Source organism: Winogradskyella thalassocola (genome assembly GCF_900099995.1).
Taxonomy (GTDB): Bacteria; Bacteroidota; Bacteroidia; order Flavobacteriales; family Flavobacteriaceae; genus Winogradskyella; species Winogradskyella thalassocola.
Genome location: NZ_FNCZ01000009.1, coordinates 107,524 through 129,880, shown reverse-complemented (window position 1 = coordinate 129,880; position 22,357 = coordinate 107,524). Strand labels below are relative to the sequence as shown.

Here is a 22,357-nt window from a genome sequence, read left to right as displayed (position 1 = left end):
GATTTATATATTTTGAATAAAAATAACAATTAATATGGATTATGCTGAAATGTATGGAAAAGTCAATCTTCAATTAGTATTATAAAAAAAGCAGCATCAAGAAGGTGCTGCTTTATAACTATTATTTAAGTGTACCCTTAAGCTTTACTAGCTTTTACCGGACAGCCTATAGCTTTTGTGAAATTTGGACTTGGTTTTTCTCCTTTTTCCAAAGCTTCAATAGCGTCTTTAACAAAGTTGACTTTTACATCTTCAGGTGATTTTGCATTATCATCTATAGTACCTATATATTGTACTTTACGTTCTGCATCTAATAAGAAAACGTGAGGTGTTCTTACCGCACCATATTGAGGATATATTTTTTGACCTTCGTCTACTAAGTAAGGAAATGTAAATCCTTTGTCTTCTGAACGTTTTTGCATTGCTGCGTAACCTTCTTTTTCGTTTTCAGGACTGTTAGGGTTAATAGCAATTACAGGATATCCTTTCGGCGCATATTCATTGTTTAATGCAATTAAACGGTCTTCATATAATACTGAAAATGGACATTCGTTACAGGTAAATGTGACGATATAACCTTTTGCATTTTCAATACTAGCTAAAGAAACCATTGAACCATCTACGTTCTTAAGATTAAAATCAGTAGCAACATCACCAATGTTGTAACCACCAATTTCTTCTAAAGTTTTAGTTTGTTCTGGACTACCACCTCCTTTAGGTGGTCCTTTTCTATCGCCTCCGTGCGGTGGTCCTTTTCGGTCTCCGTCATGAGGAGGATGTTCTCCTTTATGATCTTTATGTTGATTTTCAGCAGAACGTTCTCCTGTTGTATTTCCTTCGTTTTTACAAGATACAAGTACACTTGCTGATAAGCCAATAATGGCAATTAGGACACTAATTCTTTTCATGTTTGTTTTAATTAAGTTTATGTATTTGGTTTTCTATGTCTTCTAAATTCTCGAATGAACGTTCATAAAATAAGCGTTCATCTTTGTTGAACATAATGGTAAATGGAATGGCTCCAGACCAATTAGGATCTATTTTGTCTATCCAAGTATTAGAATCCGGATCATCTAATAACACGACTTTAGAACTTATATTTTTTTCCTTTAAAAAAGGCTTAAGCTTTGTTTCAATATCTTTTGGGAAATCTAAGCTTACCAAAATGACTTCAACATCAGGATGTTTTGCTGCAAATTGCTCAATGTATGGTAATTCTTTGACGCAAGGCGCACACCACATTGCCCAAAAATTAATGAGATAGGTTTTATCGGATTCCGTATAAATTAAGGGTTCAAATTGATTGAAATCGTAAACAGGAATGTCTTGATTAAGATTCGTAGTCGTGTTAGAATTTAATGTTTTACCTGATTTAGTGTTGTTGCAACTCATAAGAAGGCTGAGTGCTAAAACGAGATATAGTGATGATTTTAGGAGCTTTAACTTTAATAACTTCAAAATGATGTATTCAATTATTTTTGGTTAGACTCCATCAATGATAAAAGGTTTAATTTAAAAGTGATTTTTTTTATTAATTAAACCAAACAGCATAACCTTCGCGTCGCAATTCTAAGGCTATTTGTTCTTCTGCTTTTAAAGCTTCAGCTCTAGTGAAAAATGGATCGATATGATTAAAAAGACTAGGACGTAAATAGGTGCCGTATTTCTCGACAATATTCGCAGATATTTTATGGCCTTTTTTATTTCGATGTCCTGTTTTGTGTTGAAGAAATCGTTCTTTTGGAGTTTTGCTGGTCATACCAACATACAAACATTCTAAAACGCCATTAAATTGCGGATTGGCATTTCTGAACTTCGTGTTTTCCGTAAACACACGTTTCGATAATTCTATAACATATATGGTGTAAAGCGTTTTTGCCATTTTTAAATGTATAGACTCTATTTGTCATCGCTCAATGCGCGATAATAGTGAAGTAACTCTTCTTCATTATTTGGTAGTTTGCCAATACCCTTTAAACTAAAACCTAAACGTTCCAATAGTTTTCTAGAAGCTAAATTAGTTTCAAGTGTATAACCACTCAATTCGGTTAAACAGTAATCTTCTTTGGCAGCAATTAGTAATTGATTCGCCGCTTCAAAAGCATAACCTTTGCCTATATAAGCAGGTAGGAAAGCAAAACCAATATCAGGATCTTCTCTGTCTTCTCTATGATATAAACCACAAGTACCGAGTCTTGTATTATCTGAGGTTCTAATAGCAACGTAATTACCGTAGCCATATTTTTTTAACTGTGGAAAGGCTTTTTCGATGATATAATCTTTAGCATCTTTAACTGTTTTTACGTTTCTATTGCCGATATTTTCAATCCATTTTGGTGTGTTCATTAACTCTAAGATAAATGCAGCGTCATCAGTATCAATGGGCTTGATAAGTAACCTAGGAGTTTGAAATTGTTTATAGATAGACACAAATGTTTGGTTTTATTTTTTGAAATCGTCCTGAGTTAAATTAGTATTGAATTTTATGTTAGTCCAACTTACGATAATCCATGGCTTGTCATTGACGTCTGCATTCCATGTTGAAAGCTTATATTTTCGTTTTGTCGGCATTAATAAACCGTCAACTTCTTCATAGTCTAAAACCATCAAATTTGGAGTTTCCATTTTTCCAAAATCAGCAACCGTAAAAAGAAACTGATCAACTAAGTTAGTGTCTTTATTAATATACAATTGATATATATCTGTAGGTTTGTCATTTTCTGAATCGAAACTCACCTTTACAACGTCATAGTTTTTGTTGTCTATAGTTGTTTCCTCTATAAATTCATAATTCAATCCTGGATCTAACAATTTTTGAAACATCGTAAACCAGTAAAAATTTGTAGGTCTATTAAAAGCGACTCTTTTTAAGTAGTCTTCATTCGTTAAAACGTCACCGTTATGTTTTAACCAATAAGCGTTGCCGTCATAACCTTGTTCTATTACCCCTTCAAGATTGGCTAATGTTCTTTCATGGGTATGGTATGCTCCATATGATAATTCACCGTCAAAAATATATTTTTCAGTAGAGCTGTCTGTTTTTCCATCAGGTGTTTGGTAGGTATACGTGTAAACAACATCTTTAAGTTGACTTAACTTTTCGTAGTTACCTACGTTCTGAACCATATTAAAAACTAGTTCATGCCCTTTATTTTGAAATTTTGGAGTCAGTTCCTGTTCTACGGTGCTAGTTTTATTTTCAGGTTTTACTTGGTTCTCGTTTTTACAAGATACCAAAAGGCCAATTAAAAGAATACTTGTTGTTAGGTGAAGTCTCATTTAAGGTAAAATTAAGCTAATTAATATGCAGTCATTATTGCAGTAAGAATGCTTTCAATGCGTCATAAGAATTAATAGCGATTGCTACTTTTTCTTTGTGCATTACAGCTTCAATTTGTGGAGGTAAATCTATGTTTTCTCTAATCACGTCCTCAACAACATCTAAAAACTTTGTTGGATGTGCTGTTTCTAAAAATACAACATGAGCCTCATTTTCTTTTAAGTAGTCTTTAGCTCCCAAATACCCTACACCTCCGTGAGGATCTGCAACATAATTAAAATCATTATACAATTCTAAAAGGGCAGCTCTGGTATCATCATCAGTGTAGCTGTACGATGATAAATTAGCTTTTAACGTATCAAAGTCATTATTGTGTAATTCTTGGATTCTGATAAAATTACTCGGATTTCCAACATCCATAGCATTACTGATCGTTTGAACAGATGGTTTAGGATTGTACGTTTGAGAAATCATATAATTAACAACCGTAGCATTTGCGTTGTTGGCTGCAATAAAATGCTTAATCGGTAAGCCTAATTTTTGAGCCACCATACCAGCACAAATATTACCAAAATTACCACTTGGAACTGAAAAGACGAGATCTTTATTTTTGGATTTGAGCTGTTTGTAAGTAAACATAAAATAGAAAAGTTGCGGTAACCAACGTGCAATGTTAATAGAGTTGGCTGAAGTCAATTGCATTTTGCTCGTTAATTCAGTATCCATAAAGGCTTGCTTTACCATGTCTTGACAATCATCAAAAACACCATCAACTTCTAATGCAGTTATGTTTTGACCTAGTGTGGTTAATTGTTTTTCTTGAATATCACTTACTTTTCCACTAGGGTAGAGGATAACGACATTGACACCTTTAACACCTAAAAAGCCATTGGCAACCGCTCCGCCTGTATCTCCAGAAGTGGCTACTAAAACGGTAACATCTTTAGTATTGGTTTTGTTAAAGTACCCTAAACAGCGTGCCATAAAACGCGCACCAACATCTTTAAAAGCCATTGTTGGACCATGAAATAACTCGAGAGTAGAAATGTTTTCATTGATCTCAACCACAGGAAAATCGAAATTCAATGTTTCTTCAACAATAGTTTTTAAAACGTCCTCAGGAATTTCAGGACCAATGAATTGTTTTATCGCTTCGAAGGCTATTTCCGTGTTAGATTTATCTTCAATAGTCTCAAAAAATGAGGGCTCTAATGGAGTAATAGATTCAGGGAAATATAAACCCTTATCTGGTGCTAATCCTCTTACAACTGCATCTTCGAAAGTTGTGTTGGGCGCTTTTCTGTTAAGTGAATAGTAATTCATTTTATTTTTATTCTAAATTATTAAACGCTTCATTTAAGTTAACTTTTTAGAGAAAATTCTTTGTGGATCTTCGTGCCTTCTCTGTGAAGCTTTGTGTTATAACTTTTAGTATTAAGTCTTCGGAATAATTATTAAATCACTCGAATTCCTTCAGTATTTATTTTAGAAACATAAGTTTCAAATAATATATCTGTTGTTGAATATACGTTTCTTATCGTTTTTTCGACCTCCTTAGCTGTAGCTTCACTTTTACTCAACATAAAAATTGAAGGTCCAGAGCCCGAAATCGCACAACCCAAAGCTCCAGCTTCTAATGCTGCAGTTTTAACAGCATCAAAATGTGGAATTAATTGTTTACGATAGGGTTCAATCACCACATCGTGCAATGCATCTTTAATTAAATCATAATCTGAAGTATGTAAAGCATGTACTAAACTACCCACATTTGCCCATTGTGTAATAGCATTGCTTAATGGAATCTCTTTAGGTAAAATCGCGCGAGACTCTGAAGTTTTAATTTCAATTTGTGGATGAATTAACGTCGCAAATAAATCCGATGGCGTCGGTAGCTCTAATATTTGCAGTGGAGAAGCACTTTTAACAAGTGTAAATCCACCAAAAATAGCAGGAGCCAAATTATCCGCATGTTCACATTGACTAGCCAAAACTTCGCCTTTCATAGCATAGTACGTCAGCTTCGTTTTATCTAATGGTCTTCCGAGGAGTTCATTCATTCCAAAAACACTTCCTGCCGCACTAGCCGAACTGCTTCCAATACCACTGCCTGGTTTTATTTTTTTATAAATTTCTATTTCAAAACCGCAATCGGGTTGTAAAGCGTCATACATGGCTAAAGCCGAAACTCCTGCCACATTTTTTTCTGCTTCAAAAGGTAAATCGTAGCCTTCAATTTTTGTGATCTTTATACCTTTTTCTTCTGTTTTTCTGATGACCATTTCGTCACCGATAGTATCTAAACAAAAGCCTAACACATCAAAGCCACAGGCGACATTAGCTACGGTTGCAGGTGAAAATATTTTAATTTCTTCAGTCATCATATTAGTTATTAGCGATTCTAATGATATCAGCAAATAACCCAGACGCTGTAACATCTGCACCAGCACCAGCACCTTTAATGATTAAGGGTTGCTCAGGATAGCGTTGCGTGTAAAACATTACGATATTATCTTTTCCTTTTAAGTTATAAAATGGATGCCCTTCAGGAATTTCTTGAAGTCCAACTTTAGCTTTTCCATTATTAAATTCGGCAACAAATTTTAGTTGGCAGTTATTGTCTTGAGCAGATTTAAATAAGCGTTGATAATACGCTTCGTCTTCAATCAATGTTTTGAAGAAGTCTTCAACAGTATCAGAATTTGAGGCATTTTCGGTTAAGAAATTATCAGTTTCAAGTTGAGATAATTCAATAGCATGACCACTTTCACGAGCTAAAATTAAAACTTTACGAGCGACATCAATTCCGCTTAAATCTATTCTCGGATCTGGTTCAGTATAACCTTCTTCTTGTGCTTGTTTTACAACATCGTAAAAAGTAGTTTCTGCATTAAAATTATTGAATATAAAGTTTAAGCTTCCAGATAATACAGCCTGAATAGTATTTATTTTATCTCCTGACGTAATCAAATTACTCAAGGTGTCTAATACAGGTAAACCTGCACCAACATTGGTTTCAAATAAAAAGGACGCATTGTATTGTCTTGATAGCGCTTTTAATTCATTGTAGTATTCAATGTTGCCAGAACATGCAATTTTATTACAAGCGACTACAGAAATGCTTTGCTTTAAGTAGTTGCCATAAATATTAGATACCGCTTCATTTGCCGTAATATCTACGAACACAGAATTTCTTAAGTTCAAGTTTTTAGCGTGTTCAAAAAAACCATCTAAAGTTGCTTTTTCTCCGTTTTCGAGTTCCTGTTTCCAGTTCTTTAAATTAATACCTTCGTCGTTAACAACCATGGTTCTAGAGTTTGATAACCCAGCGATTCTTAAGTTGATTTTAAAGTTCTCCTTTAAATACCCTTTTTGTTGTTTTATCTGTTCTATAAGTCGTTCTCCAACATTACCAACTCCAGTAATAAAGAGATTGATTTGTTTGGTCTTAATTTCAAAAAACTGCTCGTGTAAACTATTTAATGCTTTTTTTACATCGTTTTTATGAATCACAGCAGAGATATTACGTTCAGAAGCCCCTTGAGCAATGGCTCTAATATTCACGTTGTTTTTACCAAGTGTACTAAACATCTTCCCGCTTATACCTTGATGATTTTTCATTTTATCACCAATTACGGCGATGATAGATAAGTTGGTTTCTAAAACAATAGGGTCAATTTTTTGCAGCGCAATTTCATATTCAAAAACAGAATCAATAGCTATTTTTGCACGTTGCGCATCGAGATCAGATATTCCGAAACAAATAGTATGTTCTGAAGATGATTGTGTAATTAAAATGATATTAATTTTCTCTTGAGCAAGCGTTTCAAATAACCGCTTACTAAATCCGGGCACACCAACCATACCATTACCTTGTAAGGTAAGTAGGGCTACATTATCAATATTGCTAATTCCTTTTACAGGCGAATTTCCATTTGGAGTTACGTTTTGCGTAATTGTAGTACCAATAGCATCAGGATCTAAAGTGTTTTTAATCACAATAGGAATTTTCTTTTTAAGTACAGGCATTACTGTTGGTGGGTATAAAACTTTGGCACCAAAATGTGATAATTCAACAGCCTCTTGATATGATAATTCTACAATTGGTGAAGCTTGTTTTACTAGTTTAGGATTAGTGGTGTACATACCACTGACGTCTGTCCAGATTTGTAATTCATCAGCATCCATTGCCGCTGCAATAATAGCTGCTGTGTAATCTGAACCACCACGACCTAAAGTTGTTATTTCACCATTGATAGAGTTTGAGACAAAACCAGGAAGTAAAACAATAGGACTAGAGTTTGAATTAAAAAAGGATTGGATATTAGTGTTTGTAATATCGAAATATACGGTAGCATTATTAAAATTTGAATCTGTAACAATGAGTTCTTGCGAGTTCTTTAATGCCGCGTCGATTGCTCTAGATTCTAATGTATAGTAAATTATAGTCGATGATAAATTTTCACCAAAACTTAATAATTTATCCTTAGTTTTTGGGGACAATTCATTAATAAGATAAATACCGTCTAAGAGACTTTTTAGGTCACTTAATTTTTCTGTAATTAAATCATGTAAATCATCCTGCTTTTTTTGTATTGATTTATCATTATCAGGATTTAAAAATAAACCCTCAATTACAGCATTGTGAATAGACCAAATGGTATCATATTTATGTTTGTAGTCTAAATCTTTATTACAAGCTAAGTTTCCTGCTTCTAATAATTTATCTGTAATGCCACCAACGGCAGAAACCACAACGGCAATATTGGTTGTTTTAGATTGTTGATCTAAAATAGAAATGACTTTATTTATGTTTTCGGCTGAACCAACTGATGTTCCACCAAATTTGAGAACTTTCATACTAAATATATTTTAAGAGAATAAAATGTCTGTATAGACAATTAGGGACGGAGAGCATATTATAAATTACCCCAAAGGGTAATAATTGTTGAAATAAAAAACATAAATGCACACATAGCGTGTGAATTGGAAATTATGGATATGTTATTTTTTTTCTTCATTACATCTCAAATGTATTATTTTTATAACAATAAAAAAACAATTCGTTTCTTTTTAGGGATTTGTTAAAAATACGTCTTCTAATTATTAAAAATGAAATGAAACTTGCTATTTGCAAACGCTTTTAAAACAATATTCGACATGTCCGCAGTATAACCTTCTCAGTTAAAAGAGAATGAAATTATGGATGTGAGATATACTATTAATAAACAATACATATTATTACATGAAATTATTTTCTAAAGAACAAATTTACGAAGGAGATAAATTAACTACAGAACGCCAAAATATTTCCTCTACAGACTTAATGGAACGTGCAGGTACACAAATATTTAATTGGATGCATGCTCGAATGCAAGGTGCACAAGTACCAATTCATGTGTTTTGTGGTATTGGCAACAATGGTGGTGACGGACTTGTTTTAGCAAGACATTTAGTAACACATGGCTATAATGTGGTTACATATATAGTGAATTGTAGTGATAAGCGTTCTAAAGACTTTTTGATTAATTACGATCGTATTAAATCTGTTACTAAAAAATGGCCAACAATGTTGAGCTGCAAGGAAGATTTCACTGAAATTGAAATTGGTGTGGATGACATTATTGTAGATGCTATTTTTGGTATTGGGTTGAATAGACCTCCAAATGATTGGGTAAAAGTTTTATTTCAAAAATTTAAAGCATCCAAAGCATTTACGTTGTCTATAGATATACCTTCCGGATTATATACAGATAAAGCCGTAGAAGAAGAGAATGCTGTTGTTTATGCAGGTTATACTTTGAGTTTTCAATCTCCAAAGTTGGTATTCTTTTTACCCGAAACCGAAAAATATACTGTACAATGGGAAGTTTTGGATATAGGTATAGATCGTGATTATTTAATAAAAACCGAAACGGAAGTTGAGTTGATTTCAAAGCATGAAGTCTTACCTATATATAAACCGAGAAGAAAATTTGCGCATAAAGGAGATTTTGGGCATGTGATGATTTTGGGAGGAAGCTACGGTAAAATAGGAGCTGTTAATCTAGCGAGTAGAGCAGCTTTAAGTGCTGGTGCAGGATTGGTAACGGCGTACATTCCAAAATGTGGATATCACAGTTTGCAAACGGCTATACCAGAAGTAATGGTGATTACAGATGATTCTGAAACGCATATTTCAAATATAAATTTCAATATAGAACCAACTGTAATTGGTGTTGGAGTAGGACTTGGTACTTCTGCTGAAACGGCAAAGACACTTGAAGTATTTTTAAAGAAAAATAAAGCTCCATTAGTGATTGATGCAGATGGCTTAAATATATTGTCACAAAAGAAATCACTTTTAAAATTGTTGCCAGCACAAACCGTATTAACACCACATCCTAAAGAGTTAGAACGGTTAATAGGGAAATGGTCCAATGATTTTGAAAAACTAGAAAAAGTAAAAGCTTTTTCAGAAAAGTATAAGGTTATTGTCTTAATTAAAGGAGCACACTCCATCACGGTGAATAAAAATAAATTGTATATAAATACCACAGGAAATCCAGGTATGGCAACAGCAGGAAGTGGTGATGTGTTAACAGGACTAATTTCAGGTTTAATAGCGCAAGGATACACGCCTTTGGCTGCTACTATTTTTGGAGTGTATCTGCATGGTAAATCCGCAGATATTTCCATAGAAGATTATGGTTATCAAAGTTTAATAGCGAGTCACATAATAGAAACTATTGGTGAAGCTTATATCGATTTATTCAAACAACCAGAACCGCCAAAAGAAGAACCGCAACAAGAAAAATAATAACATAAAAAAAGCCTGTTTAAATTTATTTAAACAGGCTTTTAATTCAATGATGTTGAAATTAGATACTCAACTCATTAAATAAATTTATTAAAGCAGAGTTAGATGGTCTTGGCGCATCTGCACTCACAATATTTCCATTAGGATCTATTAATATAAATCTTGGAATTCCACTAACTTTATAATCTTGTATAAACTGAGACATAAAACCATTATCAGCAATTAACTGCATACCACCTAATTCCTTTTCACTTACCATTTTTTTCCAACCTTTATAAGCTTCAGCAGGATCTCCTTTATAACCTCGACCTTCATCAACAGAAATACTTACAAATTCTATGTTTTTTCCTTCATATTGTTTTTCAACTTTTTTAAGTGAAGGTATTTCCTTAATACAAGGACCACACCAAGTTGCCCATAAATCTATATATACGTATTTACCTTTTAAGTCAGAAAGTGATGTTTTTCCACCAGCATAATTTTCGTAGTTTTCAAAAATAGGTGATGGAGATCCTTTTGGAAAAGCATTAAGTCTAGCTTGCTTACTTTCCATAAATTTAGAAAGTTGCTCCACAGTCATATTAATGTTATTATCCATAATAGCAACATGAGTAGAATCTACGTCAGTATATTTAAGTTTTAAATCTTCGTAAGCAGACTTATAACCTACAATAGCTTCTTCCACTTGACTCATATCACCTGTAGCAACAAGATCTTCGGTAAAGTGATTTTTAGAAATTAAAAAGGATTGAACCGTAAAATTATTTAGATCAGAATCATCACCCTTAAAAATAACAGAATCTATAAAGGCATTATAATCCGTTTCAAAAGAAGACACGTTGTCATTTTTTAAGTATATCTGACCGTATTCCTTTCCGTGTTGAAAGTTGTAATCTCCAGCTTCAACTTTTAATGTGTCGTTAAATGTACCATCATCATTTAAGGTAATTATCTTTTCGTAAGCTCCTGGCTTAAATATTTTTAGGGTTTTACTTTCATCAGGATTTGCAATTTTTCCAGAAAGTGTAACATAATCTTTTGGTTCTCCTTTACATGCAAATAATGTAACTGCCACGCAAAGTGATAATAATCGTTTCATAACTCGTTTTTTTGTTTGAAAGCAAAAATAAACATTATATAGTAAGACCTATTTTAAAATTATTATAAAATTTTATCTAAAAATGATAAAATCAAAAAGCCTTCAAAAGAAGGCTTTTATGTCATTTATAAAATTGTTTTGCTTATATATTTAATTCATTAAATAACTCTATAAGTTTTGGATCAGAAGGTCTCGGAGCATCTGCACTCACAATATTACCATCAGGATCAATGAGTAAAAATCTTGGGATACTATTAATAGCATAATCAGTAACAAATTGTGATTTTGAATTATTATCAGCAATAAGTTGTATGCCTCCTAATTCTTTGTCATTAACCATTTTAACCCATTTATCATGTGCACTTTCTACATCAATTGAAGTGCTCACAAAAGCAATGTTTTTTCCATGATATTTTTTCTCAAGTTCCTTAAGTGATGGGATTTCGGCAATACATGGGCCACACCAAGTTGCCCAAACATCTATATAAATAAACTGCCCTTTAAGATCATCTAAAGATGTTGTACCACCTTTATGATTCTCATAATTTACAAACTTAGGTGATGGCATACCTTTAACAAGTTTTTGAATTTTATTATAATCTTTAGTTAAGTTGTCTTTGAATTTTTCATCTGAAGATAATCCCATAATACCTTCATAATAAACTTTATTGTCGTCATTATTTGGAGCTATTCTGTATTGAAGTGTACTCGCTAAATCGTTCTTTAGTTCCGGAAAAGCTTCTTTATTAATAAATTCAAATACTTCAGTAGGACTATCAGCTTCACCAATTTTTTGAACGTAATGATTTTTTACTAAATTTTTATAGCTTTCTACACTAGTATAGTCCGTTTGATTTTTGTAATCTAAGTTTTCAAGCGGCTTCATAAATTCAGGTGAAGGTATAAATGCTTCATTTTTTGAATAATACTTATGAGCTGAAGGATAATTTTGAATAAAACTTAGATAGTCATATTTAATGTTTTTTTCTTCTATACTGACAAATTCAGGATTTAAATCTTTTTGAACTTTTAAAAGTTTGAATTTAGAATTTTTAATATCATTTATTGCAGAAAGAAATTCAGTTTCGTTGCTAGAATATAATTTTGCAATATCAATATTAGCATTTTCATTCGCCATATATTTTGCGGCTAAATAATTATTGTTTTGAGAACCTGCGCCAGTGTAAGCTATGGTTTCGTCAAACATTTCTGTGTCTAACGTTACATTTATATTATCCTTTGGAGAAAGGTAAATAGCGGAAGTTTCACCACCGTGACTTAAGCTGTAAAATCCAGCTTCAACTTTTAGAGTATCTGCAAAAGTTCCGTTATTGTTTAACGTAATCTCTTTGACTTTTTCGCGTCCTTTTAAGATTGTAACTTTAAGGTCTTTTGGGTTTTCTATTTTACCAGAAAATAGGGTGTAATCTACTTTTGCTTCTTCATTACACGCAAAGCATAGTGCAACTACAAAAACGGCTATTAATCTTTTCATATATTTTAATTTGTTTAACATCAAAAATACATAATCTAAGATAATGATTAGAATTGAATGAAATATTAATTATTCCATGGTAAAATCCAAAATAATTCTCAATTTTGAAGACATATAAAATACACTTCATGGATAACTATCATATCATTTCTTCTGACGCTTTAGATATTGTAACAATTTATAATATTTTTTATGAAAAGAAGAAGCTAAAACTTTCAGAAGCATCGGCAAATAATATACAGAAATGTAAAACGTATTTAGATAAAAAGTTAGCCAATGAAAAAAAACCAATGTATGGAATTAACACAGGATTTGGTTCGCTTTATAATGTGAAAATCTCTGATGCAGATTTAAGTCAATTGCAAGAAAATTTAGTAATGTCTCATGCCTGTGGAACAGGTGATCGTGTACCAGAATCTATAGTTAAAGTGATGTTGCTTTTAAAAATACAATCGCTTAGTTATGGTCATAGTGGAGTGCAGTTAGCGACGGTAGAACGACTCATCGAATTTTTTAATAATGATATATTTCCATTTGTTTTTACACAAGGCTCTTTAGGGGCTTCAGGTGATTTAGCACCTTTAGCACATTTGGCATTGCCTTTATTAGGTAAAGGAAAAGTAGTACATAATAACGAGGAATATGATGCAGCCGTACTTTTAGACAAATTTAATTGGAAGCCTATTACACTTGAAGCTAAAGAAGGTTTAGCCTTATTAAATGGTACGCAATTTATGAGTGCGTATGGTGTGTATTTATTATTAATGTCTCATAAAACATCGTATTTAGCTGATATTATCGCTAGTATTTCTTTAGATGCTTTTGATGGACGCTTAGATCCTTTTCATGATTTAGTCCATGCAGTAAGACCGCATCCTGGACAACGCAAAGTGGCAAGACGCTTTAATGAGTTTCTTAAAGGAAGTGAGCTTATTACACGCGAAAAAGAACATGTTCAAGATCCTTATTCGTTTCGTTGTATTCCACAGGTGCACGGCGCAACAAAGGATACTCTAGATTTTGTTGAAAAAGTTATTTTGACTGAAATTAACTCAGTAACTGATAACCCTAATATTTTTCATGAGGAAGATTTAATTATTTCTGGGGGAAATTTTCATGGTCAACCATTGGCATTGGCCTTAGATTATTTAAAAATTGCCATGGCCGAAATTGGAAACATATCTGAACGACGTGTATTTCAACTCGTATCTGGTTTAAGAGGATTGCCTGCATTTTTAGTAGATAATCCAGGACTAAATTCTGGTTTTATGATTCCACAGTACACCTCAGCAAGTATTGTTAGTGCAAATAAACAAATGGCAACTCCGGCAAGCATAGATAGTATTGTGTCGAGTAACGGACAAGAAGATCACGTAAGTATGGGCGCCAATGCCGCAACACAAGCGTATACCTTAGTTAAAAATGTAGAGCGCGTTATTGCTATTGAATTGATGAATGCGTCGCAAGCGTTAGAATTTAGAAGACCTTTAAAAACATCACCATTATTAGAATCGTTTTTAGAGCAATACCGAAAAGTAGTGCCGTTTATAAAAGTAGATGAAGTATTGCATAATTCTATAGAAGCTTCAATTCAATTTTTAAAGGATGTTGATATTGAAATTGAAGAATTATTTTTGAATTCTTATGATTTAAAGTAATAGTTAATAGTGTTTGCTGCTGTTTTTAAACAGGCTCTTTTAACTCAGCGAGAAATTAATATAGGTAGAAAAATCTTCTGTTAGCAAATAGATATTTAAACTCATTGAGCTGCGATTATCTCATCAGCCCAAGCAAAAGCGTCATCCATTTTGCTAAAAATTTCAAATGGTTTTTTAAAAAACATTCGTTCTATTTGAGCATTAATTTTTGCTTGATAATTGTTAGAAACTACGACCAAGCCTATTAAATTTTTAATTTGAGCAGTTTTAGAATAAACTTCTGGATTTACCGAATAGGAATGGATTCTGTGTGAAATATAAACAAATGGTTTGTTTGAAAAGTAAGTCTCTGTTACTTTTATGAGTGTATTGTTGTGTTCTGTAGAGACAATAATGCCTTCTTTTATAACAACTATAACATAATGGTCATAAATTGTCATATCACAAAAATCGAAGTTTAGGGTTTCGTTCATGACTATGGTGTGAATTCAAAAATATAAGATAAAAAAAACTCTTTCATAAAGAAAGAGTTTTTTTTAATATTGAGTCTTGTTTATGATTCTGTGGTTTTACTAGAAGATTTAATCTTAATGCTTAAAACATCATTTTTTTCATCTAAATCCATTGAGATCGTATCTCCTTCATGAATTTTAGAGTTAATAATTTCTTCTGCAAGTGCATCTTCAACATATTTCTGAATCGCCCTATTAAGAGGTCTCGCTCCGTACTGTTTATCAAATCCTTTTTCAGCAATATAACCTTTCGCTTTATCTGTAAGCTTCAGTTCGTACCCTAAGTCTTTGATTCTGTCTATAAGCTTAGCCATTTCAATATCGATAATTTTACCAATATCTTCTTTTTCTAAGGCGTTAAAGACAATAACATCGTCTATTCTATTTAAAAACTCTGGTGCAAATGCTTTTTTAAGTGCATTTTCTATTACAGCTTTAGCATGGTCTGATTCTTGGGCAACTGCTGCTGCAGTACCAAAACCAACACCACTACCAAAATCCTTTAGTTTTCTAGCACCTATGTTAGACGTCATGATAATGATTGTATTTCTAAAATCAATTTTACGACCTAAACTGTCTGTTAAATACCCATCGTCTAAAACTTGTAGCAACATATTGAAGACATCTGGATGTGCTTTTTCTATTTCGTCTAAAAGCACTACAGCATAAGGCTTACGTCTTATTTTCTCAGTCAATTGTCCGCCTTCTTCATAGCCTACATAACCTGGAGGTGCTCCAACTAAGCGAGAGATTGCGAATTTCTCCATGTATTCACTCATGTCGATTCTAACAAGGGCATCATCGCTATCAAATAACTCACGCGCTAAAACCTTTGCTAACTGCGTTTTACCAACACCAGTTTGTCCTAAAAATATAAATGATCCAATTGGTTTATTAGGATCCTTAAGTCCAGCTCTATTTCGTTGAATAGCTTTAACCACCTTTGCAACAGCTTGGTCCTGACCAATTACTTTTCCTTTTATTAAATCTGGTAATTTAGAGAGTTTTGTAATCTCTTTTTGCGCAATTTTATTTACAGGAATTCCTGTCATCATAGAAACGACATCAGCAACATTGTCTTCTGTCACAATTTCGCGATGCTGTTTGGTCTCTTCTTCCCATTTTTCTTGGGCAGTAGCCAATTCTTTTTCTAGTCGTTTTTCATCATCTCTAAGCTTTGCAGCTTCTTCGTATTTCTGTTTTTTAACGACGCTATTCTTGGTTGCTTTAACTTCTTCAAGTTTCTTTTCTAATTCAAGAATTTGTTTTGGCACATCTATATTCGTAATATGAACTCGAGAGCCAGCTTCATCTAAAGCATCAATAGCTTTGTCTGGTAAAAAGCGTTCTGTCATATAACGACTCGTTAATTTTACACAGGCTTCAATCGCTTCATCTGTATAATTAACATTGTGATGTTCTTCGTACTTACCTTTAATATTATTAAGAATTTCAATAGTTTCCTCAACAGAAGTTGGCTCTACTATGACCTTCTGAAAACGACGTTCTAAAGCACCGTCTTTTTCAATATACTGTCTGTACTCGTCTAAAGTTGTTGCACCAATACATTGTATTTCGCCTCTTGCTAATGCCGGTTTAAACATGTTAGAAGCATCTAAACTTCCTGTGGCTCCACCAGCTCCAACAATAGTATGAATTTCATCTATAAAAAGAATAATATCATCATTCTTTTCAAGCTCGTTCATAACGGCTTTCATACGTTCTTCAAACTGACCTCTATATTTTGTACCTGCTACTAAACTTGCTAAATCTAAAGTTACGACACGCTTATTAAATAAGGTGCGAGAGACTTTACGTTTTACAATTCGTAAGGCAAGACCTTCAGCAATGGCAGATTTACCAACGCCAGGTTCTCCTATTAATAAAGGGTTGTTTTTCTTTCTTCGACTTAAAATTTGAGAAACACGTTGTATTTCCTTTTCTCTACCTACAACAGGATCTAATTTATCCTCTTCTGCAAGTACAGTTAAGTCCCTTCCAAAATTATCTAAAACAGGTGTTTTTGATTTTTTATTCGTTTTGCTAGTTTGTCCACCAAATGGATTTTGCTTTGCTTCTTCTTCGTCATTCATATCGTCATCAGAAAACGATTCTGCTTTTGGAGTGTCTAAATAATCATCTTCGCTAGTTATCATAGATTTAAATTCTTCTTTAACGTTATCATAATCTACTTTAAGCTTATTTAAAAGCTTGGTTGTAGGGTCATTTTCATTTCTTAAAATACACAACAGTAAATGTGCGGTATTAATAGAGGTGCTTTGAAACAATTTAGCTTCTAAAAATGTTGTTTTTAGAGCACGTTCTGCTTGTCTTGTTAAGTGTAAGTTCTTTTTTTCGTTAGATGTTGTTGCTATATTTGGATTAGCAGGACTTAATATCTCTACTTTGCGCCTTAAGTGATTTAAATCGACTTCTAACGCACTTAATATATCAATCGCTTTACCATTACCATCTCTTAATAGGCCAAGCATTAAATGCTCTGTACCAATAAAATCATGGCCTAATCGTAAGGCTTCTTCTTTGCTATAAGCTATAACATCTTTAACTCTTGGGGAAAAATTATCATCCATACTATATTCCTTTCTGCTTTAAAAATAATAAAAACATATTGAGTATAAGGCAAAAACTATACCTTAATTATATGTTGCAAACGAAGAGACTAAAAAAGTGTTTTAAATCAAAGGAAATATGCAGATACTTATTAACGAAAAAGATATTAAATATTGTTAATAAAAAATCCCAAAAATCGAATAGATTTTGTCTATAAACAGTAGTATTTTGGTTATCTTAGCGCGTTGCGAAAACTTACGAAAAAACTAATTAAAATTATATATGGCAGAAGGAGAAAAGCTCATTCCAATTAACATTGAAGATGAAATGAAATCGGCCTACATTGATTATTCAATGTCGGTCATTGTGTCACGTGCGTTACCAGATGTAAGAGATGGTTTAAAGCCAGTTCATAGACGTGTACTTTACGGTATGCACGAACTGGGAATTAGAGCGAATAGTGCACATAAAAAATCAGCGAGAATAGTTGGTGAAGTTTTAGGAAAGTATCATCCACATGGAGATACCTCAGTTTATGATGCAATGGTACGTATGGCTCAAGAATGGAGTTTGCGTTATATGTTAGTTGATGGACAGGGTAACTTTGGATCTGTAGATGGTGATAGTCCTGCAGCAATGCGTTATACTGAAGCAAGAATGCGTAAGATATCTGAAGATATGTTGGCAGATATTGACAAAGAAACTGTTGATCATAAATTGAATTTTGATGATACACTTCAAGAACCAACGGTGCTTCCAACGCGTATTCCTGGACTTTTAGTCAATGGGGCATCTGGTATTGCTGTTGGTATGGCTACAAATATGCCACCACATAACTTAACTGAGGTTGTAAATGGTACAATTGCTTATATCGATAATAACGACATTGAAATTGATGAATTAATTCAACATATAAAAGCTCCAGATTTTCCAACAGGAGGAACTATATATGGTTATGATGGAGTTAAGGAAGCTTTTCATACTGGTCGTGGGCGTATTGTAATGCGTGCAAAAGCGATAATTGAAGAAGTACAAGGTAGAGAGTGTGTTATTGTTACTGAAATTCCTTATCAGGTTAACAAAGCAGATATGATTAAGAAAACTGCTGACTTAGTTAACGAAAAAAAACTAGAAGGTATTGCTACCATTAGAGATGAATCTGATAGAAATGGTATGCGAATTGTTTACGTTATAAAACGTGATGCTATTCCTAATATCGTTCTTAATAAGTTATTTAAATATACGGCTTTACAAACGTCTTTTAGTGTGAATAATATTGCACTAGTTAATGGTCGTCCACAATTATTAAACTTAAAAGAATTAATCCACTATTTCGTTGAGCATAGACATGATGTTGTTGTTAGACGTACGACTTATGAACTACGTAAGGCTGAAGAACGTGCACATATCTTAGAAGGTTTAATTATTGCTTCGGATAATATTGATGAAGTGATTAAAATTATCCGTGCATCATCTAATGCAGATGAGGCTCGTAATAATTTGATTGAGCGTTTTAAACTGTCAGAAATACAGGCGAAAGCTATTGTCGAAATGCGTTTGCGTCAGTTAACAGGTTTAGAACAAGATAAGTTACGTTCTGAATATGACGATATCATGAAAACAATTATTGATCTTAAGGATATCTTAGACAAGAAAGAACGTCGAATGGATATTATTAAAGGAGAGCTTGAAGTTGTTAGAGATAAATATGGTGATGAGCGTCGTTCAGTTATAGAATATGCAGGTGGAGATGTGAGTATTGAAGATATGATACCAGATGCACAAGTTGTAATTACCATTTCACATGCTGGTTATATTAAGAGAACTTTACTTTCAGAATATAAAACACAGCATAGAGGAGGAGTTGGGCAAAAAGCATCAACAACGCGTAACGAAGATTTCTTAGAACATTTATTTGTAGGTACTAACCACCAATACATGTTATTCTTCACGCAAAAAGGAAAATGTTTCTGGATGCGTGTTTACGAAATTCCAGAAGGCTCTAAAACTTCTAAAGGTAGAGCTATTCAGAATTTAATAAATATTGAGCAAGATGATAAAGTGATGGCTTTCATTTGTACTCAAGATTTAAAAGATGAAGAGTATATTAATAGTCACTATGTCATTATGGCGACTAAACAAGGTCAGGTTAAGAAAACATCTTTAGAGCAATATTCTAGACCAAGATCTAACGGAATTAATGCTATCACTATTAAGGAGGACGATGTTTTATTAGAAGCGAAGTTAACAACTGGTGAAAGCCAAGTGATGTTAGCCTTAAAATCTGGAAAAGCAATTCGTTTTGAAGAAGCCAAAACAAGACCAATGGGTAGAAATGCTTCTGGTGTTCGTGGTATTAGACTTCAAGATGAGAAAACAGATGAAGTTATCGGAATGATCGCTGTAGATGATATGGAAAGTAACATTTTAGTAGTGTCCGAGAATGGGTATGGAAAACGCTCTAGCTTAGAAGATTATAGAATTACCAATAGAGGAGGGAAAGGTGTAAAAACCATTTCTATCACAGAAAAAACAGGTAATTTAGTGTCTATTAAAAATGTAACTGATGAGGATGATTTAATGATTATTAATAAATCTGGAATCGCAATTAGAATGGCAGTAGCCGATTTACGTGTTATGGGTAGAGCAACACAAGGTGTTAAACTTATTAACTTAAAAGGAAATGATTCTATTGCAGCTGTTGCCAAAGTAATGAAAGATGAAGATGAAGAAGAGATAATAGATGTAGATGCTGAAATACTTGATAGTGAAGATGCTATTGAAGATGGCACGGCTATTGATAATAATGACACAGAAAGCGAATAATTAACAACAAAACGATTTAATACAAGATGAAAAAATTACTGACAATAGTGCTAACTTTAGCAATTACCTCATTGTCTTTTGCACAAAAAAATGAGATAAAAGCAATTGAAAAAGCACTTAAAAACTCAAATTTTGCGGATGCTAAATCAGCATCAGCAGCAGCTGAAGCTTTAATTGGTAGTATGGACGATAAGTCTAAAGCTAAATTCTATTTATTAAAAGCACGAGCATTGTATGCAAATGGTGCTGGTACAGATGCTAATATCGATGAGGCTATAACAAGCTTAGATAACTTGAAAGATTTAGAATCTAAAATGGGAAAATTAAAATATACCCAAGAAGCTAATGATATGACTACTGGTATGGTTAATACATTTTTAACCAAAGCAAATGAGGCTTTTACTAATAAAAACTATAAAGTTGCAGCAAAGCGCTTTGAGAAAGTCTATAGAATGTCTCCAAAAGATACTCTATATCTTTATTATGCCGCTTCTTCTGCAGTTACAGAGCCAGACTATGATACTGCTTTAGATTATTACGTTCAACTTAAAAATATGGGGTATAATGGGGCAGAGATGAATTATTACGCAACTAATGTTGAAACTGGTGAAGAAGAAAATTTTACAGATAAAGCATCAAGGGACTTTTCAGTTAAAGCGAAACTACATAAGGCTCCTAGAGATGAAAAAAGTAAATCTAAAACAGCCGAAATAGTAAAAAACATTGCTTTAATATATGTGTCTCAAGGCGAGAATGAAAAAGCTTTAGGAGCTATGGCAGATGCTAGAGAAGAAAATCCTGATGATATTGGGTTATTATTATCTGAAGCTAATGTATATCTTAAAATGGGTAACAGAGAGCGCTTTAGAGATTTGATGGAAGAAGCAACTAAAAAAGATCCGGGTAATGCTGAGTTACAATATAACTTAGGAGTTTTGGCCGCTGAAGGTGGAAACTCGGAAGCAGCAATAAAATATTATGAGAAAGCAGTTTCAATCAATCCGAATTATGTTGATGCTTATACAAATATAGCTGTTGTTATTTTAGATGGTGAAGCAAAAATCGTTGAAGAAATGAATGCTTTAGGTACTAGTAAAGCTGATAATATAAAGTATGATGAATTAAAGGAGAAACGTACTCAAGTCTATGAAAAAGCGATTCCTTATTTAGAAAAAGCTTTAGAATTGAAAAATACTAACGTTGATGCAGCTAGAACTTTAATGAACATTTATAGCGCCTTAGGAGAAACTGATAAGTTTAAAACTATGAGAGCTAAAGTTGAAGCGATGGAAGCTTCTGCTAATGGTAATTAATTTTATTATTTAGAATATAAAAAAAAAGCGACTTTTTTAAAAGTCGCTTTTTTTTTATACTATTTTTTTAATGACCCTCAGTTTATGAGTATGTACGTTTTTATCAATATTATAAATACCGCTATGATCTAAGCGATCTATTCTAACTTTCCCATGGGCATGGATAACATAATTGTCTTCCATTATAATCCCAACATGAGTAATATGACCTTCAGAGTTATCAAAAAACGCTAAATCACCTGGTTCACTTTCTTCTATAAAGCTTAAGGCTTCTCCTTGTGTAGCTTGCTCAGAGGCATCCCTAAACAATTTATAACCATTAATTTTATATACCATCTGTGTAAAACCAGAGCAGTCAATTCCAAAAGGTGTTTTTCCTCCCCACAAATAGGGAGCATTTAAAAATAAAAATGCAGATTTTACAATGTTTTCTTTATTGCTTTTTGAAGTTAAAACAGCTCCATCAAAATTATGATTAAGGAAGTCTAAACCATTTAAATCAGACCCAACAGGTATCGGGTATAAATTATTTGAAGCATCTGTTACAAATTCGATTAAATCTTTAGATAAATTAATATCGGATGTATTTAAATCGTTATAATTAGCTTCTTCAATTTCAAGATACTGTTTATTATCTATCCAGCCTTCGTATTTATCGAAAGCAAAACGGATACGACTCCATTTTTTACGCTGTTCAAGCACTTTAAAATAGTCACCATACAATGCTTGCGTTACCATTTCACTGGTATCGCTAGGTTCAAGTCTTATAGGTACAATTCCAAGATTGCAAATGCCGTATTGCATAGG

Annotated in this window: 17 protein-coding genes; 4 read left to right on the top strand and 13 right to left on the bottom strand. The window is 33.0% G+C overall.

The genetic code is table 11. The features are described 5' to 3' along the window. Positions 1-137: 137 nt before the first annotated feature. From BLT80_RS16990 to thrA, 8 genes are all read right to left on the bottom strand, one after another. Positions 138-908 (bottom strand): thioredoxin family protein, encoded by a 771-nt coding sequence (locus BLT80_RS16990; protein WP_092470193.1) that lies wholly within the window; start codon positions 906-908, stop codon positions 138-140. A gap of 7 nt (positions 909-915) precedes the next feature. Next, positions 916-1,392: a TlpA family protein disulfide reductase gene (locus tag BLT80_RS16985; protein WP_092470191.1), complete on the bottom strand. Its 477-nt coding sequence runs from the start codon at positions 1,390-1,392 to the stop codon at positions 916-918. A 139-nt stretch (positions 1,393-1,531) separates the two neighbouring features. After that, a complete protein-coding gene (locus tag BLT80_RS16980) occupies positions 1,532-1,882 on the bottom strand; it encodes a GIY-YIG nuclease family protein (protein WP_092470189.1) in 351 nt (116 codons plus the stop codon). Positions 1,883-1,899: 17 nt separating this feature from the next. Further along, the gene (locus BLT80_RS16975; protein ID WP_092470187.1) at positions 1,900-2,430 is read right to left on the bottom strand and encodes a GNAT family N-acetyltransferase; all 531 of its coding nucleotides are present in this window, start codon (positions 2,428-2,430) and stop codon (positions 1,900-1,902) included. Between the two features lie 12 nt (positions 2,431-2,442). After that, a complete protein-coding gene (locus tag BLT80_RS16970; RefSeq protein WP_092470185.1) occupies positions 2,443-3,279 on the bottom strand; it encodes a DUF6503 family protein in 837 nt (278 codons plus the stop codon). A gap of 34 nt (positions 3,280-3,313) precedes the next feature. Continuing rightward, the gene (gene thrC, locus BLT80_RS16965) at positions 3,314-4,603 is read right to left on the bottom strand and encodes a threonine synthase (protein ID WP_092470183.1); all 1,290 of its coding nucleotides are present in this window, start codon (positions 4,601-4,603) and stop codon (positions 3,314-3,316) included. Positions 4,604-4,734: 131 nt separating this feature from the next. Further along, positions 4,735-5,658, bottom strand: coding sequence for a homoserine kinase (locus BLT80_RS16960; RefSeq protein ID WP_092470257.1), 924 nt, complete (start codon positions 5,656-5,658; stop codon positions 4,735-4,737). Positions 5,659-5,662: 4 nt separating this feature from the next. Then, positions 5,663-8,137 carry a bifunctional aspartate kinase/homoserine dehydrogenase I gene (gene thrA, locus BLT80_RS16955; protein ID WP_092470182.1) on the bottom strand — a complete coding sequence of 825 codons (2,475 nt, stop codon included), beginning with the start codon at positions 8,135-8,137 and terminating at the stop codon, positions 5,663-5,665. Positions 8,138-8,522: 385 nt separating this feature from the next. Between thrA and BLT80_RS16950 the strand changes: the two genes are divergently transcribed. Next, the gene (locus BLT80_RS16950) at positions 8,523-10,076 is read left to right on the top strand and encodes an NAD(P)H-hydrate dehydratase (protein WP_092470180.1); all 1,554 of its coding nucleotides are present in this window, start codon (positions 8,523-8,525) and stop codon (positions 10,074-10,076) included. 61 nt (positions 10,077-10,137) lie between these two features. Here the strand turns inward: BLT80_RS16950 and BLT80_RS16945 are convergent, their stop codons facing one another. Together BLT80_RS16945 and BLT80_RS16940 are read right to left on the bottom strand one after the other, a co-directional pair. Next, positions 10,138-11,175, bottom strand: a complete 1,038-nt coding sequence (locus tag BLT80_RS16945; RefSeq protein WP_092470178.1) for a TlpA family protein disulfide reductase — start codon at positions 11,173-11,175, stop codon at positions 10,138-10,140. A 142-nt stretch (positions 11,176-11,317) separates the two neighbouring features. After that, positions 11,318-12,670, bottom strand: a complete 1,353-nt coding sequence (locus BLT80_RS16940) for a TlpA family protein disulfide reductase (protein WP_092470255.1) — start codon at positions 12,668-12,670, stop codon at positions 11,318-11,320. A gap of 128 nt (positions 12,671-12,798) precedes the next feature. Here BLT80_RS16940 and hutH point away from each other — a divergent pair, with 128 nt between their 5' ends. After that, positions 12,799-14,328, top strand: coding sequence for a histidine ammonia-lyase (hutH, locus tag BLT80_RS16935; RefSeq protein WP_092470176.1), 1,530 nt, complete (start codon positions 12,799-12,801; stop codon positions 14,326-14,328). Between the two features lie 101 nt (positions 14,329-14,429). Here the strand turns inward: hutH and BLT80_RS16930 are convergent, their stop codons facing one another. Both BLT80_RS16930 and BLT80_RS16925 read right to left on the bottom strand, forming a co-directional pair. Further along, the gene (locus BLT80_RS16930) at positions 14,430-14,801 is read right to left on the bottom strand and encodes a hypothetical protein (protein WP_092470174.1); all 372 of its coding nucleotides are present in this window, start codon (positions 14,799-14,801) and stop codon (positions 14,430-14,432) included. An 80-nt stretch (positions 14,802-14,881) separates the two neighbouring features. After that, positions 14,882-17,431 (bottom strand): ATP-dependent Clp protease ATP-binding subunit, encoded by a 2,550-nt coding sequence (locus tag BLT80_RS16925; protein WP_092470172.1) that lies wholly within the window; start codon positions 17,429-17,431, stop codon positions 14,882-14,884. Positions 17,432-17,693: 262 nt separating this feature from the next. On the opposite strand from BLT80_RS16925, the gene gyrA reads away from it, so the two are divergent. Next, positions 17,694-20,237, top strand: a complete 2,544-nt coding sequence (gene gyrA / locus BLT80_RS16920) for a DNA gyrase subunit A (RefSeq protein WP_092470170.1) — start codon at positions 17,694-17,696, stop codon at positions 20,235-20,237. 26 nt (positions 20,238-20,263) lie between these two features. Next, positions 20,264-21,550: a tetratricopeptide repeat protein gene (locus BLT80_RS16915; RefSeq protein ID WP_092470168.1), complete on the top strand. Its 1,287-nt coding sequence runs from the start codon at positions 20,264-20,266 to the stop codon at positions 21,548-21,550. Positions 21,551-21,604: 54 nt separating this feature from the next. Here the strand turns inward: BLT80_RS16915 and BLT80_RS16910 are convergent, their stop codons facing one another. Continuing rightward, positions 21,605-22,354 (bottom strand): C40 family peptidase, encoded by a 750-nt coding sequence (locus BLT80_RS16910; RefSeq protein WP_092470166.1) that lies wholly within the window; start codon positions 22,352-22,354, stop codon positions 21,605-21,607. Between the last annotated feature and the right edge of the window lie 3 nt (positions 22,355-22,357).

Coding starts and splice junctions, on each gene's coding strand:
- BLT80_RS16985 (WP_092470191.1), bottom strand. CDS start 1,392: ATGAGTTGCAACAACACTAAATCAGGTAAAACATTAAATTCTAACACG.
- thrC (WP_092470183.1), bottom strand. CDS start 4,603: ATGAATTACTATTCACTTAACAGAAAAGCGCCCAACACAACTTTCGAA.
- BLT80_RS16950 (WP_092470180.1), top strand. CDS start 8,523: ATGAAATTATTTTCTAAAGAACAAATTTACGAAGGAGATAAATTAACT.
- BLT80_RS16970 (WP_092470185.1), bottom strand. CDS start 3,279: ATGAGACTTCACCTAACAACAAGTATTCTTTTAATTGGCCTTTTGGTA.
- hutH (WP_092470176.1), top strand. CDS start 12,799: ATGGATAACTATCATATCATTTCTTCTGACGCTTTAGATATTGTAACA.
- BLT80_RS16940 (WP_092470255.1), bottom strand. CDS start 12,670: ATGAAAAGATTAATAGCCGTTTTTGTAGTTGCACTATGCTTTGCGTGT.
- BLT80_RS16915 (WP_092470168.1), top strand. CDS start 20,264: ATGAAAAAATTACTGACAATAGTGCTAACTTTAGCAATTACCTCATTG.
- BLT80_RS16930 (WP_092470174.1), bottom strand. CDS start 14,801: ATGAACGAAACCCTAAACTTCGATTTTTGTGATATGACAATTTATGAC.
- BLT80_RS16945 (WP_092470178.1), bottom strand. CDS start 11,175: ATGAAACGATTATTATCACTTTGCGTGGCAGTTACATTATTTGCATGT.
- BLT80_RS16910 (WP_092470166.1), bottom strand. CDS start 22,354: ATGCAATACGGCATTTGCAATCTTGGAATTGTACCTATAAGACTTGAA.
- gyrA (WP_092470170.1), top strand. CDS start 17,694: ATGGCAGAAGGAGAAAAGCTCATTCCAATTAACATTGAAGATGAAATG.
- BLT80_RS16990 (WP_092470193.1), bottom strand. CDS start 908: ATGAAAAGAATTAGTGTCCTAATTGCCATTATTGGCTTATCAGCAAGT.
- BLT80_RS16960 (WP_092470257.1), bottom strand. CDS start 5,658: ATGACTGAAGAAATTAAAATATTTTCACCTGCAACCGTAGCTAATGTC.
- BLT80_RS16980 (WP_092470189.1), bottom strand. CDS start 1,882: ATGGCAAAAACGCTTTACACCATATATGTTATAGAATTATCGAAACGT.
- thrA (WP_092470182.1), bottom strand. CDS start 8,137: ATGAAAGTTCTCAAATTTGGTGGAACATCAGTTGGTTCAGCCGAAAAC.
- BLT80_RS16925 (WP_092470172.1), bottom strand. CDS start 17,431: ATGGATGATAATTTTTCCCCAAGAGTTAAAGATGTTATAGCTTATAGC.